Source organism: Pelotomaculum sp. FP (genome assembly GCF_004369245.1).
Taxonomy (GTDB): domain Bacteria; phylum Bacillota; class Desulfotomaculia; order Desulfotomaculales; family Pelotomaculaceae; genus Pelotomaculum_C; species Pelotomaculum_C schinkii.
Genome location: NZ_QFGB01000085.1, coordinates 1 through 13,636, shown reverse-complemented (window position 1 = coordinate 13,636; position 13,636 = coordinate 1). Strand labels below are relative to the sequence as shown.

Here is a 13,636-nt window from a genome sequence, read left to right as displayed (position 1 = left end):
AATATGTGGCCGCACTGGTGGATAATGAACTCATGCAGGGGCTGCCGGGCAACGTCTTTGAGCCTAACAGTGTGATCAACCGGGCCCAGATGGCAGTTTTATTGTCCAACTTGTTGAATAAGGAATTAGCCAATCCCTACCCGGATCGCCGCATAACCGGGACGGTCTCGAATATTGAACCAATCTCAGGACTGATCGACCTGCAGGAAGGCGCCAGTAAGTTCCTGACCGCCGAATGCCGGTACTATCTTGACGGGAAAAAGGTGGAGGCTGCCGGTATTAAGAACGGTGACTCGGTCAAGCTGACATTAGATGACAGCGGGCAGGTGGTTCTTGTACAAGCTGCAAGGTCCAGTCAAGGACCGGGGGCCAATCAGGGACAGGTATACCAGGGACTGGTAGATAACGTCTTTTTTATAGGTAGTGAATGCTGGGTGGTGATTACCTGCCTTGACGGCACTAAAATAACCCGCTCGGCTCCCAGCAGCGTCATGGTTAATGACCCCAGCGGCCAGATGTCTTTGGCCGGCTTAAGCGCTGGAAAATATATTGAAATGATGCTGGAAGATAACCAGATTACGTCAATAAATGTACTCAGTACCAGTACCGTAAAAGGTAAGGTCACAGATGTTGAGTCATCCATTCTGACAATCACCAGCGGTGGATCCAGGATGGAACTGGAGGTGCCGGGCGGGGTTGCCGTACTAAAAGATAACAGCGCTGTTAGCTACGATACAATTGCGGTTAACAATGAGGTCGAGGTTGCCGTATATGGCCAGAAAGCAATTAAAATTGTAATCCTTCGGGATACCTCACCCGAAGGCACGATCGAGGAGTTGGACGGCGGTGAGATAACCATCAGGGATGTGTACGGTTACATCAATACCTATACCCTTGACGAAGACGTAGAAGTGATCATTGACGGTGATAGCGAGGGTTTGGGTGATTTAAACGAAGGAGACAAGGTTCGTCTGGAACTTAACAGCCGGAATTACGTGACGGACATTGAGGTCCTTGATTCCAACAAGAGTGATCTTGAGGGTGAAATCAGGGATTTGGATACTACAGGCACCTACGGGATAACCATACGCAACAGCGATGGAGACAAGTTTACCTATAAGGTGGTCGAAGATGTCGATGTGAACAAGGGAAGCAGGCAGCTTGACTTTGATGAACTTGAAACAGGGGATGAGGTCAGATTGGAGTTGGATAGTGACGACTGGGTGGATGAGATCGAGGTCTTAGACAGTGACCAATCAACTGAGGAAGGTGTAATATCCGGACTCAGGACCGGGAGTAGCCCGCGCTTATCGCTTACAAACAGTGACGGCGACGAGGAGCGCTACGAGATCTCCGATGATGTCGATTGCTCTAAAGAGGGTGACTCAATTGACCTGGAGGAGATTGTCATCGGCAGTGAAGCGGAGATAGAAATAGAAGATGATGAGGTTGTAACAATTGAAATCACCGATGACGAAGATATTACCATTGAGGGAGAAATCATCGACGTGCGGGTTAGCAGCGAAAGGATTCAAATTGAACAAAGCAGCGGAAATCAATTCACTTATTACCTGGAAGACGGAGCCATACTGAGAGACAGCGACGGTGACAGCATTGATCTTGAAGATGTAGAAGAAGGCTGGGATGTGGAACTGCGTCTGAGAGACGGCCAAATCTATAGGCTGACCGAACTTTGAGTTGTTACCTGCATCAATCAAAATGTTAAACCGGTTAGTCAAGCAGCAGGTCACTCCTGGGAGCGGTCTGCTGCTATTTTTAAGATGTATTTCCGACATTTTTCGGAGGATATTTTGCTTTACAGGAGAAATACTACTGGGTGGCAAATTATACCCAAAAATGGGCTGCGGGTCTAATAGAGCAGGTAAGCCTGTGGAGATGGAGGAGCAATATTATGAGCGAATTAACACACCTGGATGAGCAAGGTCAGGCCAGGATGGTGGAGGTGGGAGGCAAGGCGGTCACCCACAGGGAAGCGGTTGCCCGTGGCGAGGTCGCCATGCGTAAAGAGACACTCGAATTAATTATGGGGGGCAAGGCGCCAAAGGGAGAGGTCTTTGGGGTGGCCAGAATTGCCGGGATTATGGCTGCCAAAAAAACATCTGCCCTGATACCCCTCTGTCATCCCCTGATGATAAGCGGGGTTGACGTTTATTTTCGACCCAATTATGACCGCAACACAGTTGAAATCGAAGCCAGGGTGCGGGTAACCGGACAGACCGGGGTGGAGATGGAGGCGCTGACTGCAGTGAGCGTGGCGGCGCTGGCTATATACGACATGTGTAAGGCTGCCGACCGTGAGATGGTCATCGGGGCGGTCAGGCTGGTCCATAAAAGCGGCGGTAAAAGCGGCACCTTTGAGCGTAAGGGTGAGGCTGAATGGAGCTAGAACATTTACTATTTACTCCCGGGCAGGCAGAGTATAATCTACCGTGCCCGGTTTAGGGGCTGTTCCGCGGTGCAAGTACGGTTGAAATCGCGCGCATATTGCTCAGGTTTCTAGAAATGTTGCCCTTCGATAAGGCATTTGTAGCTATCCTGATATGATAACAATTTGGAGGGTGAAAGATGTACAAAATTGGGATTATTACGGTTAGTGATAAAGGCTCCCGTGGCGAGCGGGTGGATGAGAGCGGTCCGGCCATCCGTGAAATGGTTGGAATACTGGGCAATGTCGTTAGTTATAAAATACTGCCGGACGACATTGACACCCTAAAAGAGGCGATGGTCAACATGTCCGACCGGGAGAAGGTAGAACTGATCCTGACTACCGGCGGCACGGGGTTAAGCCAGCGGGACAATACACCTGAAGCCACCCTGGCCGTGATCGAGCGCGAGGTGCCGGGTTTACCCGAGGCCATGCGGGCGGAGAGCATGAAGAAGACCAACCGCGCCATGCTGACCAGGGCAGTGGCGGGGGTACGCAAAAACACCCTGATTATCAACCTGCCCGGCAGCGTCAAAGGGGTGCGCGAATGTCTGGAGGTCATCCTGCCGGCGCTGCCCCATGCCTTGGAAATCTTGACCGGCCGCGGCGGTGAGTGCGGTGTAGGTTAGTACTACTGGTAAGAAAATTTTGGGTTGCCCTGTATAGAATGGTTATTGCCGTGGAAAAATATTTCTAGACAGGTAAAAAATATTAGTTAAATTGGGATAATAATGAGATAGAAGTAGGAAATGAAAGCTATTATCCGCTAAGTGCCTTTTTTTGCCCTAAAAGAGGAAAATTATGCGGTGATTTTATTTGCTTTTGATTTTCTTATTCTATATTATATTTACTGTAGATATTAGCACTCGTCTAGATCGAGTGCTAACAATACAGGAAGCAACCATAAGGAGGGGTATATGTTGATCAGACCATTAGGCGAACGGGTAGTTGTAAAAGCAACACCCACCGAGGAAAGGACCAAAAGCGGCATCGTCCTTCCGGACACCGCAAAAGAAAAGCCCCAGGAAGGTGAAGTCATAGCGGTAGGTAGCGGCAGGCTTTTAGAAACTGGCCAGAGGGTGCCCATCGACCTGAAGGTCGGGGATAGAATCCTTTTCTCCAAGTACGCCGGCAACGAAGTGAAAATCGATGACGTTGAATATCTGATCATGCGTGAAGCCGACATCCTCGGCGTAATAGAGTAAGGATTATATAAGGAGGTAAATGAATTGGCTAAAGAGATTATCTTTCGGGAAGAAGCCAGGCGCGCTCTTGAAAAAGGCGTCAACGCTCTGGCCGATGCGGTAAAAATTACCCTTGGCCCCAAAGGCCGCAATGTGGTTCTTGATAAGAAATTCGGTTCTCCGATGATCGTTAACGACGGTGTAACCATTGCGAGAGAAATTGAACTTCCCGATCCGTTTGAAAATATGGGCGCTCAGTTGGTGAAAGAAGTTGCCACCAAGACCAACGATGTGGCCGGAGACGGCACCACTACCGCCTGTGTTCTGGCGCAGGCACTTGTGCACGAGGGTTTACGCAACGTAACAGCCGGCGCCAACCCGATGATCATCAAGCGCGGTATTGAAAAAGCGGTTGAAAAGACCGTTGCTACTATTAAAAACTCGGCCAAGCCTATTGAGAGCAAGGCAGCCATTGCCCAGGTAGCTACGGTTTCCGCCAACGACGAAGTAATCGGGAGCCTCATTGCCGACGCCATGGAAAAGGTGGGCAAAGACGGTGTCATTACTGTAGAGGAGTCCAAGGGCACCACTACCAACCTGGAAATCGTCGAGGGGATGAACTTCGACCGGGGCTACATATCCCCATATATGATTACCGATACTGAAAAAATGGAAGCCATCTTAGACGATCCTTACATCCTGATCACGGATAAGAAGATCTCCGCGGTTGCCGACCTTCTGCCGGTTCTGGAAAAAATCGTCCAGTCAGGCAGGCCTTCACTGATTATTGCCGAAGACATTGAAGGTGAAGCCCTGGCCACCCTGGTCCTGAACAAGCTGCGCGGCACCATCCAGTGCGTGGCGGTTAAGGCGCCTGGTTTTGGCGACAGGCGCAAGGCTATGCTGGAAGACATCGCTATCCTGACCGGTGGTACCGTTATTACCGAGGAACTGGGCCTGAAATTGGACAAGGCTACCATTGACCAACTGGGCCGGGCTTCCAAGGTCAGAATCAAGAAGGAAGAGACCATCATCGTCAACGGAGCCGGCAGCGCTGATGCTATCACCAAGCGGGTAACCCAGATTAAAAGCCAAATTGAGGATTCCACCTCTGAATTTGACAAGGAGAAGCTGCAGGAGCGCCTGGCCAAACTGGCCGGCGGAGTGGCGGTGGTACAGGTCGGAGCCGCTACTGAGACCGAAATGAAAGATAAGAAGCTGCGCATCGAGGATGCCTTAAACGCCACCCGGGCTGCTGTCGAAGAGGGTATCGTACCGGGCGGTGGTGTAGCTTTCATTCCCGCGATTAAGGCGCTTGATGAAATAACCACGGACAGCTTTGATGAAAAGACCGGTGTTGACATTGTCCGCCGGGCTTTGGAAGAACCCCTGCGCCAGATTGCCGGCAACGCCGGTCTGGAAGGTTCGGTTATAGTTGACAAAGTGAAGAATTCTCCCGCAGGTGTGGGTTTCAACGCCCTGCTTGGCGAATTTGTCAATATGATCGACTCAGGTATCGTGGATCCTGCCAAGGTTACCCGGTCAGCATTGCAGAACGCGGCCAGCATCGCGGCAATGATCCTGACCACGGAAACCCTGGTAGCCGACAAGCCGGAAAAGGATAAAGACCCCATGGGCGGCATGGGTGGAATGGGCGGCATGGGCGGAATGGGCGGCATGATGTAACTTAGAGCCTTAAGCCTTTATAAATAAAGGGGCCGAATGCTCGGCCCCTTGCTATGATCACCAAATGATCACGGCGTGCAAAATTGATACTCAGAGGTTTCTCATTAGCTCACTGAACTCTTGGGAAGCCTCTTTCTTTTTAGTGTTGGTCGCGTGTAGATAAACATTTTTTGTCGCGGCATCATCCGTATGCCCAAGACGTTCCATTATCTCTGGGGGCACAACCCGGCTTCTGCAAAAAGGGGAGGTGTGTGGTTAACGAATGGAACGAGAGGCATCCCTCGATCTTGTGAGCGGGAGTTACTTCAAAGCAGCCTTTTTCAAGCGTTTTCAGTTTTCTTTAAGGTTTGTGGAGGCGTTCAGGGTGTTAAGATTTAAATACTTTGCGCCGAGTAAATAATTGAAAGCATAACGTTAGCTAGTTCTAACCATTAAACACAGTAAGGGAGGTGATATTAGCGTGAACATATCATCAGTTTCGTCTTCATCATCAAGTAGCAATTATTCGGCTGTGGATAATACTGATCAACTAGCAAGGCTTCAGCAACAAAAGGAAAGACTTGAGCAGCAATTGCAGGAAGTCAACCAAAGTAAAGAGGACGAAAAAATAAAACAGCAAAAAGTACAACTGCTACAAATGAAAATACAGCAGATTGAGACACAAATTCAGCAAGTAAAAGAAGCAAAAAGCAACAAATGTCAAAATTCAATGCCGGTAACCGCTTCGGCAAATACAAGCTCTATTGTTGATACTCTGGTTTAACGGCCAGGCCCCGCTCTTTGGAGCGGGGCTTTTTGGTTCTTCAAAGATACATTTTAGTCCTTACGTAAACTTACATTATCGGAAAGTATTTTTTAGAATGGGTATGCGGTATCAACTCAAGGCATGTTTATTCATTAACTAAAATTTGTTATGATAGGATCATGCAGGGATATCCACACCCCGCTGGATTTTTCGCCAGTGATAGAGGTAGAACGGGAGTGATACCACCACCAGCGCCAGGCTGTTGATGAATCTCCTGATTCGTTGATAACGCCAGGCGGCTTCCTGGTTTTGTTTTTCCTCCTGGAGCTGCTTTTCAAATTCCTCTTGAGTTAGGTTGGGATATTTCTGCTGCATGTCACTGAGACGAATCTTGGTATCATAGTATCCCATACCTTTTGTTAATATTATACGGCTTTGGAGGAGGTGTACAAGGGGCCTTTTAAGAGTGTTTTATCATGCTCAATGGAGGTGTGAGCTTCTTGCGTATTTCACTATTTTCAACACCCCCTGGCTGGATCGCGACGGCCTGGTCCAGGATCGGGCTGCAAGCGTTGGCGCTGCCGCAGCCGGGCCCCGGGGAAGCTATGGCAGCGCTGGCCCGTGAGCTGAACAAGTGCCTGTCCAACCTGCCTGAGCCCTCTTTCCCGCAATCTCCGGCGGCAGCCCTGGAAGATGAACTGCTCCGGTATTTTGCAGGTGAAAAAGTCGCATTTAGCACGATCATAGACTTTTCCGGGTACACTCCTTTTCAAAAGCGGGTCCTTGAGCTGGTAAGGTCTATCCCTGCCGGTGAGGTGCGTACCTACGGGCAGGTGGCACTGCAGGCCGGTTTGCCCAAGGGCGCCAGGGCGGTCGGTGGAGTGATGCGCGCCAACCGTACTCCCCTGGTAATCCCCTGCCACCGGGTACTGGCCGCAGGAGGGAAATTGGGTGGGTTCGGCGGGGGACTCGACATGAAAAGATATCTGTTGAAACTTGAGGGATACAACCCTGAAAACACACAGAACGCTTAAAAAATGCAGGTGCGAATTCATTCGCACCTGCATACCCTGGCCTGCACTACATAGTAAGATATTTTAACATACTAATTCATCATACCTCGCGATGTTTTCATTTTCTGCATGATGTCGCTTGCGGTACACTTGTCGAAATTTCTCTACCTTGCTAATATATAAGCAGGGTTTGCAGTAATCCTTAATTTAGGACATATAGCCTAACCCACAAGTGAATGCTTGTGGGTTTTATGGCAAGGGGGATATTATTACGGGACACAACAGTGAATCGGCAGTCCGGGCGGCCCTGATTGCCAACGGGGTTATCGCGGCGATGAAGCTGGTAGCGGCTGTTTTAAGCGGCAGCGCCTCCATGATGGCCGAGTTTAAACATTCGCTGGGAGACTGGGCCAACGGCTTTTTCTTGTTAATCGGGGTTAAACAGGCCAAGCGCCCGGGCAATGAACGGTACCAGTTCGGCCACGGCAAGAGGGTCTTCTTCTGGGGCTTTATCGCCAGCTTAGGTATGCTCTTTATCGGTGGGGCGCTCTCGATTTACGGCGGCATAGTGAAGATTATTCATCCGGAGCCCTTGGAACGTCTCAGTGTAAGCCTTGTGGTTATAGGACTGAGCATTCTCTTTGAGTGCTACTCCTGCTTCATGGCCATTAAGGCCATCCTCGCTGAGACGGAAGAACAAACGCAAGGCTTGAGGATGCTGGCCAGGGTAATCCCGTCACTTAAAAAAGCCACTCCTTCGACCCGCTTTATTTTCCTGGAGGACACAGCGGCGCTATTGGGGCTTTTCATCGCCGGGACCGCAATCCTGCTGGCCCACTATACCGGAGACATCGTTTTTGACGGGGCTGCTTCCATTTTGATCGGTATGTTATTATTCTTTATCGGTATTGGAACAGCCAGGGAGAATGCTGCCGCTATTTTAGGCGAGTCGGCAGATCCCGGTTTGATCAATGACATAGGCAACCTGGTCATGAGCATCCCGGGTGTGGTTGACGTCCACAATGTCAGGTCCATGTGTGTGGGTCCGAACAGCTACCTTCTGGAAATGGTGGTTGAGGCCTATGAACAAACCATGCTTAACGAATGTGACAGCATCGGCTCATCTGTAAATAAGGCGATTAAGGACAAGTACAGGGAGATTGCCTACACCCATATTGCAGTTATCTCCGACGATAAAAAACGGCAGTGGCGCCGGGAATAGTTCAGGCCGCGGCCGGAATTGGCCTTGAACCAGTGGGCCTGAAAAAAGATGTCGGAGCTGTGATAGTGGAGATATTGAGCACGCGCGAGCTGTCATTTACTTCCGTAATAAAGCCGAAGATATCCGAAAGAAATCTCAAACTAATGTATGCAGTGCCACGAACAATCTGAATTCCACTTGGTTCGTGCGCGATGGCTCCATTAACCAGGGCCGGGGAACCGTTTTCAGGGATTTGCACTCGTTTATCCCGCATCATGACATCCACGGTACGGGCCGGGTCGTTCCACTTGACGATGCCCCCGGCGGCAGTACAGACCGGACGTATAGGGACCAGCAGGTTCTTCCCGTCGCTCAGGGTGGGTTGGGACTCGGGCAAATGTATAGCTCTACCGTCTATATTTACTGTCATTTGGCGCCTGGTTAGCCGGCCAGCCCAGGGGTCGGCCGGGGACTGCAGCGACAGGACGCCATTTTCAGTGTCTTGAAGTAGTTCCGCTCCCAGAAAGAGCTTAAAAAAATAATCCGGGACAAAAGTTGTGTCTTCTAACAAGAAGGGCGCATCCTCTGTTGAGTACACGCTGTTGTTCACGCTAACCTGCCGGCTGCCGAGGGCGAGTGATACTTCCCGGTCAATATTTGCCAGCTCCAAGGTATTGCAGGATTCGTCCCAAAACATGCGGTAGCCAAGGGCCTGGGCAGCCGGCCGTACCGGCAGCCAGGTTTTGCTTCCGTCCCATATCGGTCCGAGGTGCGGCGCGAAATCAGGCTCCTCGCCGTTTATCAGCACCTTGCTGAATACCTTCCAACTGTTCAGGTCTTCGTTGCTATTAATTATTTCTACATCAGATCCAACGGGAACCCTATCGTACAGCCAGAGGATATCCTTGTTGTACATCCTGATACAGCCGGCAGATGCGTAGGTCCCAATGGAATAGGGATTGTTGGTGCCGTGTACCCCATAACTTGAGCCCCCGGTGCCGAGCGCATTCAACCCCAGCCAGCGGGGCCCCAGCGGGTTTTCGGGAATACCGCCCGGAATAGTGGGACCTCCATCGGGGTTTCGCCAGGAAGGGTAGATTAGTTTGACAACGACCTGCCAATCCCCTTCCGGGGTATATTGGGGCAGACGACCTGTAGCCACAGGAAACACATCCACCAGGTAGCCATTTTCGTAAAAAGCCAGCTGGTTGGTTCCCTTGTTTATAACCAACCGGCAGCCTGCCTGAGCTGACTGCTGGAACAGCAGCAATATAGACAATATGAAAAATATCGACCTTGCAGCTGGCCTGATCATGAACAACACCCCCTGGCTGATCTGGCTAAAAAATACCTATGACCTAACGGGGGCTTCCAGAATAGAAATTATTATGTAACTTTTTGCCACAAAACGATTATGAGTTGATAATCCGGCTTATGCCAGGGAGGACAAGGCCTGCATTGACTTTTGAGTCCTGTTGAGGTACAATAAATTTTGCTTGTAATTGAATTATGCCGATGTGGCTCAGGGGTAGAGCAGCTCACTCGTAATGAGCAGGTCGTCGGTTCGAATCCGACCATCGGCTCCAGAAAAAGCTTGACACCGCAAGGATTTGCGGTGAAAAAGATACATTGACACTATGAGCGAGGATGACGCGCGGATTGTTCTCACCTTTTTCAAAAGGTTTATCTATCCCCAAGGCGACCCGCTGATGCCAGAAGAGGCCGCCGCCTTTGAAAGAAGCGCAAAAGAAATTGCGAACGGTGAATATATAACTGGAAGAGTTTGAACAAGCCAAAAGAATTTAGAATTGAATAAAACATATAGGCCATCAAAGAGCACCTTAACGGGTGCTTTTTTGCTTGCCGAAAACCAAGGACGAAAACCACTATTTACATACGTGTTAATACGTGTTACATTGGCATTGTCAGAAGGTGAGGGATACGGCATGAAAGAAGTGAGTTGCTTAAACTATTTAGAGAAAACAGCATTACACTGAAACGTTCTGGTAAAAAACATGATATATATTATAGCCCGATAACAGGCAAAACCTTTCCTGTGCCCAGACATAAGACAGAAATAGCTACCGGAACCCTCAACAGTATCCTAACCGACGCAGGGCTAAAATAAGCCTCTGCAACAACTGAGGAAAGGAGTAATAACATGGCAAAATATTTGTATCCAGCAATTTTTCAACCGGAAGAAAAAGGCGGCTATTCCGTGAACTTCCCGGATATTGAAAGCTGCTATACGCAAGGAGATGATTTGCAAGACGCTTATGATATGGCAGCCGATGTATTATGCTTAATGCTGTATAATTTCGAAGAAAACAAGGCAACTATTCCACCGGCATCCGACCCTAATGATATAAAGGTTCAAGATGGTTGTTTTGTTTCTTTGGTAGGTGCTGACACTATGGAGTATAGACGCTTCTATGACAACAAAGCAGTCAAAAAGACGCTTACACTCCCGCAGTGGCTTAATACTATGGCAGAACGTGAGAATATTAATTTCTCGCAGGTCTTACAGGAAGCGTTAAAGAAACGCTTGAAAGTTTAATCTATCTATCATTGTCACCATGCCGGCAGCCATGCCGAAAAAAGAGTTGCTTTACTTTGTTTTGAATTCGGTATATACTCCTTTTAATGGCAAGGGTTCCAGGGATGGAACCACTTGCCATTAGTCTTTTTGGGTCCATTAGTAAATCTGACAGGAAAAGTCTTTCCTTTTGCCGTTCTGTACACGTTAAAGAGCTTTGAAATAGTAGAGACCCGGCTGCCGCCGGGTCCCCCTTCTCACTAGGACATTCTCTTGATACCATCCGTACCGATCTTGTTGGAACCCTTGGTTACGTAAGATTTGCAGCAGGTAGCCATACAAGAACCGGCATTGGAAGGGGTGAGCTGTGTGGCCATGGTGGCGTCGATCTGGTCTGGCTGGTTGTCGCCAAATTGATCTGTCGCTACTAGGATCTCGTTGGCTTTGCAACTATTCCCCTGGGTCCAGTAATGACAGTCGTTGACAATGCAGTGAATGTGCTGATTAATTTTTTATCACCCTTTCGTAAAATTATAATCCGACTATATTCTTTACCTTATAGGGGATTTTATGATGTCAAACTTAGGAATGCAGTCAGGTTGTCACGGCCATAATATTGTAAGGAGGGATGCGGGATGGGCATGTCGCCGCGAGAAATTGAAGAAAAAGAGATTGCCCGCAGGCGCAAAATCAGGAAAAGGTACTATTGGAGCGGCATGGAACTGCGGCCGAAGAAATCTATTGGGGCTGTGACTGCCGGCAAGATCAGGGGTCTGCTTCGCAGGTTGCCAGAGACTATGAGGAGCCGGTATTAGTACGGGTTCCCGAAAATTTTAATTGGCGGTTACAAAATCCCAGGCAGCTTAGTAATTAATTACAATTTATTTAAAATATTTCAATGTTTTTTCTTGGTTATGCAGGATTCTACAATGACTGTCGCGAAGTTACCAGTAATAAGTCAAAGGGGTGGGGATCATGCACTGTTCAGAATTGCTTGAGGAAATTGAAGAACTGCGATCGGAGATGTACAGCTTGTTCAGTTCCGATGCTGTCTGCGCCAGCTTGTTGGATATCAGCCAACAGCTTGATGATTTAATTGTCCGGTACTATCGCCGCGTTGCATGAACTTAGCGAGGCGTCTCCATTTATAGCTGCGTCTCTTTTTGCCTCCGCAATTTGAGTATCAATATTACAGGCTCAATCCTTTCACCTGGCTAAAATTAACAATAGACCGAGCCTTCCTTTTCCATCCCTTGCTTTTTAAGCCTCCGTTGGTATAATATAATTATCTTGCTTGGGCTTTTTAAAGTTCTGCTCTTCTTCCCGATACAGGTATGAGGGTTAGGATTTTGTAATGTTCCAACAGGCAAGAGAAACCGGGAAGGGAGTGTTTTTTTGATGTTGGAAGATAAATTGCTTACCTGTAAGGAATGTGGTAGGAATTTTATTTTTTCAGTATCCGAGCAAGAGTTTTATGCCGAGAAAGGCTTTGAACATGCCCCCTCGCGCTGCCAGGAGTGTCGCCTGGCCAGAAAAAATAAAAAAAGCGAAGCCGGTTTCAACAAGGGGGGGTACAGCCAGTTTTCAGCGAACAGGTCCATCCGCGAAACTTACGAGGCCGTCTGTGCGGAATGCGGTTGCACCACCGAGGTTCCCTTTAAACCAAAAGAAGACCGTCCCGTATACTGCCGGCAGTGCTATATTCAGAAAAAGCAAAAGTACTAATAGATTGATAAGGAATCTTCCAGCGGGGTGTTGTGCCAGTTGAAAGTATTTGTAAATATTGACGGGGGCAGCCGCGGCAATCCCGGGCCGGCTGCAGCCGGTATGGTTATCACGGATGGGGAGGGCGGGCTGATTGCCTCTAAAAGCAAGTTTCTAGGCCCTAAGGTCACCAATAACTTTGCTGAATGGAGCGCCCTGGAGGGGGCGGTCACGGCCTTGATTCACCTTGCCGGGCGGCAGGATGGTTTGGAAGCGGAAATTCGGGCCGACAGCCAACTGGTAGTGCGCCAGTTTAACCGGCAGTACCGGATTAAGGAACCTGCCCTGAGGGAAATTGCCGAGAGAGTGTGGAAGAGCCTGGCGGCGGCGCCGGGATTGAAAATAATGTTAAAGCACGTACCCAGGGAAGAAAACACCGCAGCCGATGCAGCGGTTAACAGAGAACTGGATAATTACGAGAAATGGTTGGAAAAGAACAATAAATAGTTCGAGATTTGCTGCGTCCAAAAAGGAATTGCAAAGCCTTTATTGAATAGTTCCTGAAAAATAAAATAAAGGAGGGTGTCTTGTGGAAATTTTAAAAAAGGTCAGCGAAGGCGCCAAGTCGATCAGCGAAGGCGCGAAATCCATTGGCAAAAAGTCCAGCGATTTGGTCGAAACAGCCAGATTGAAGATGGAAATTTCAAAGCTGGAAAAAGAAATGGAAAACAACATCACCGCGCTGGGGAACCTGGTCTACCTGCAGTATAAGGGCGATGAAGGTCTTGCAGAGGAAATAGACCGTCTCCTGCTAAGCACCAGATCTTTGGAGTCTGATATCGCCGACATTACCGAACAAATCGTAAAAATAAACCCCAAGCCGCCCGTCTGTGCCAGCTGCCATGAAGAGCTGCCGCAAAATGCAAAATTCTGCTGCAACTGCGGAGCCAAGGTCCCAGAAGCTCCTGCTGAATAAAAATCCAACCCCCTTAATGGGCAATGTCATTAAGATAAGGCCAAGGCCATACCCGCAGCACAAAAGAGCAGAGTATCAAAAGGTACCCTGCTTTTTTTCGTTAAAAAATTGGAGAAATTTCAGAAAAACACTTGACAAAACGTAA

The 13,636-nt window shown here is 48.9% G+C and carries 19 protein-coding genes and 1 tRNA gene; 17 read left to right on the top strand and 3 right to left on the bottom strand.

Annotated features, from left to right (window positions below):
• From Psfp_RS19840 to Psfp_RS19810, 6 genes are all read left to right on the top strand, one after another.
• The coding region (locus Psfp_RS19840; RefSeq protein WP_134220244.1) for an S-layer homology domain-containing protein at window positions 1-1,697 on the top strand (1,697 nt) is incomplete at its 5' end.
• A gap of 215 nt (window positions 1,698-1,912) precedes the next feature.
• The gene (moaC, locus tag Psfp_RS19835; RefSeq protein WP_134220243.1) at window positions 1,913-2,407 is read left to right on the top strand and encodes a cyclic pyranopterin monophosphate synthase MoaC; all 495 of its coding nucleotides are present in this window, start codon (window positions 1,913-1,915) and stop codon (window positions 2,405-2,407) included.
• A gap of 179 nt (window positions 2,408-2,586) precedes the next feature.
• Window positions 2,587-3,075 (top strand): MogA/MoaB family molybdenum cofactor biosynthesis protein, encoded by a 489-nt coding sequence (locus tag Psfp_RS19830; protein ID WP_134220242.1) that lies wholly within the window; start codon window positions 2,587-2,589, stop codon window positions 3,073-3,075.
• A gap of 291 nt (window positions 3,076-3,366) precedes the next feature.
• On the top strand, window positions 3,367-3,651 hold the full coding sequence (groES, locus tag Psfp_RS19825) for a co-chaperone GroES (RefSeq protein ID WP_134220248.1): 285 nt from the start codon (window positions 3,367-3,369) through the stop codon (window positions 3,649-3,651).
• 24 nt (window positions 3,652-3,675) lie between these two features.
• The gene (gene groL, locus Psfp_RS19820; protein ID WP_134220241.1) at window positions 3,676-5,316 is read left to right on the top strand and encodes a chaperonin GroEL; all 1,641 of its coding nucleotides are present in this window, start codon (window positions 3,676-3,678) and stop codon (window positions 5,314-5,316) included.
• Between the two features lie 460 nt (window positions 5,317-5,776).
• Window positions 5,777-6,079, top strand: coding sequence for a FlxA-like family protein (locus tag Psfp_RS19810; RefSeq protein WP_282434368.1), 303 nt, complete (start codon window positions 5,777-5,779; stop codon window positions 6,077-6,079).
• A gap of 159 nt (window positions 6,080-6,238) precedes the next feature.
• Here the strand turns inward: Psfp_RS19810 and Psfp_RS19805 are convergent, their stop codons facing one another.
• Window positions 6,239-6,472 (bottom strand): hypothetical protein, encoded by a 234-nt coding sequence (locus tag Psfp_RS19805; protein ID WP_134220239.1) that lies wholly within the window; start codon window positions 6,470-6,472, stop codon window positions 6,239-6,241.
• Window positions 6,473-6,561: 89 nt separating this feature from the next.
• Here Psfp_RS19805 and Psfp_RS19800 point away from each other — a divergent pair, with 89 nt between their 5' ends.
• Together Psfp_RS19800 and Psfp_RS19795 are read left to right on the top strand one after the other, a co-directional pair.
• A complete protein-coding gene (locus Psfp_RS19800; protein WP_205079636.1) occupies window positions 6,562-7,095 on the top strand; it encodes a methylated-DNA--[protein]-cysteine S-methyltransferase in 534 nt (177 codons plus the stop codon).
• A gap of 211 nt (window positions 7,096-7,306) precedes the next feature.
• Entirely contained in the window at window positions 7,307-8,296 is a 990-nt protein-coding gene (locus Psfp_RS19795; protein WP_243120821.1) for a cation diffusion facilitator family transporter, read from the top strand.
• Between the two features lies 1 nt (window position 8,297).
• Here the strand turns inward: Psfp_RS19795 and Psfp_RS19790 are convergent, their stop codons facing one another.
• The gene (locus Psfp_RS19790; protein ID WP_134220237.1) at window positions 8,298-9,590 is read right to left on the bottom strand and encodes a stalk domain-containing protein; all 1,293 of its coding nucleotides are present in this window, start codon (window positions 9,588-9,590) and stop codon (window positions 8,298-8,300) included.
• 196 nt (window positions 9,591-9,786) lie between these two features.
• Here Psfp_RS19790 and Psfp_RS19785 point away from each other — a divergent pair.
• From Psfp_RS19785 to Psfp_RS19775, 4 genes are all read left to right on the top strand, one after another.
• Window positions 9,787-9,861, top strand: a tRNA-Thr gene (locus tag Psfp_RS19785).
• A gap of 51 nt (window positions 9,862-9,912) precedes the next feature.
• A complete protein-coding gene (locus Psfp_RS21900; protein ID WP_192895553.1) occupies window positions 9,913-10,062 on the top strand; it encodes a hypothetical protein in 150 nt (49 codons plus the stop codon).
• Between the two features lie 173 nt (window positions 10,063-10,235).
• Complete coding sequence (locus Psfp_RS19780; protein ID WP_243120820.1) at window positions 10,236-10,403, top strand: type II toxin-antitoxin system HicA family toxin; 168 nt, start codon at window positions 10,236-10,238, stop codon at window positions 10,401-10,403.
• A 33-nt stretch (window positions 10,404-10,436) separates the two neighbouring features.
• Window positions 10,437-10,832, top strand: a complete 396-nt coding sequence (locus Psfp_RS19775) for a type II toxin-antitoxin system HicB family antitoxin (RefSeq protein ID WP_134220236.1) — start codon at window positions 10,437-10,439, stop codon at window positions 10,830-10,832.
• A gap of 239 nt (window positions 10,833-11,071) precedes the next feature.
• Here Psfp_RS19775 and Psfp_RS19770 read toward each other — a convergent pair whose 3' ends face one another.
• Entirely contained in the window at window positions 11,072-11,320 is a 249-nt protein-coding gene (locus tag Psfp_RS19770) for a DUF1540 domain-containing protein (protein ID WP_134220245.1), read from the bottom strand.
• 126 nt (window positions 11,321-11,446) lie between these two features.
• On the opposite strand from Psfp_RS19770, the gene Psfp_RS19765 reads away from it, so the two are divergent.
• The 5 genes from Psfp_RS19765 to Psfp_RS19745 all read left to right on the top strand — a co-directional run bounded on the left by Psfp_RS19765 (window position 11,447) and on the right by Psfp_RS19745 (window position 13,491).
• Complete coding sequence (locus tag Psfp_RS19765; RefSeq protein ID WP_134220235.1) at window positions 11,447-11,626, top strand: hypothetical protein; 180 nt, start codon at window positions 11,447-11,449, stop codon at window positions 11,624-11,626.
• Between the two features lie 160 nt (window positions 11,627-11,786).
• Entirely contained in the window at window positions 11,787-11,936 is a 150-nt protein-coding gene (locus tag Psfp_RS19760; protein ID WP_134220234.1) for an aspartyl-phosphate phosphatase Spo0E family protein, read from the top strand.
• Window positions 11,937-12,209: 273 nt separating this feature from the next.
• Window positions 12,210-12,536 carry a zinc-ribbon domain containing protein gene (locus tag Psfp_RS19755; RefSeq protein ID WP_134220233.1) on the top strand — a complete coding sequence of 109 codons (327 nt, stop codon included), beginning with the start codon at window positions 12,210-12,212 and terminating at the stop codon, window positions 12,534-12,536.
• A 39-nt stretch (window positions 12,537-12,575) separates the two neighbouring features.
• Window positions 12,576-13,022 carry a ribonuclease HI family protein gene (locus tag Psfp_RS19750; RefSeq protein WP_134220232.1) on the top strand — a complete coding sequence of 149 codons (447 nt, stop codon included), beginning with the start codon at window positions 12,576-12,578 and terminating at the stop codon, window positions 13,020-13,022.
• 82 nt (window positions 13,023-13,104) lie between these two features.
• A complete protein-coding gene (locus Psfp_RS19745) occupies window positions 13,105-13,491 on the top strand; it encodes a zinc ribbon domain-containing protein (protein ID WP_134220231.1) in 387 nt (128 codons plus the stop codon).
• Window positions 13,492-13,636: the final 145 nt, after the last annotated feature.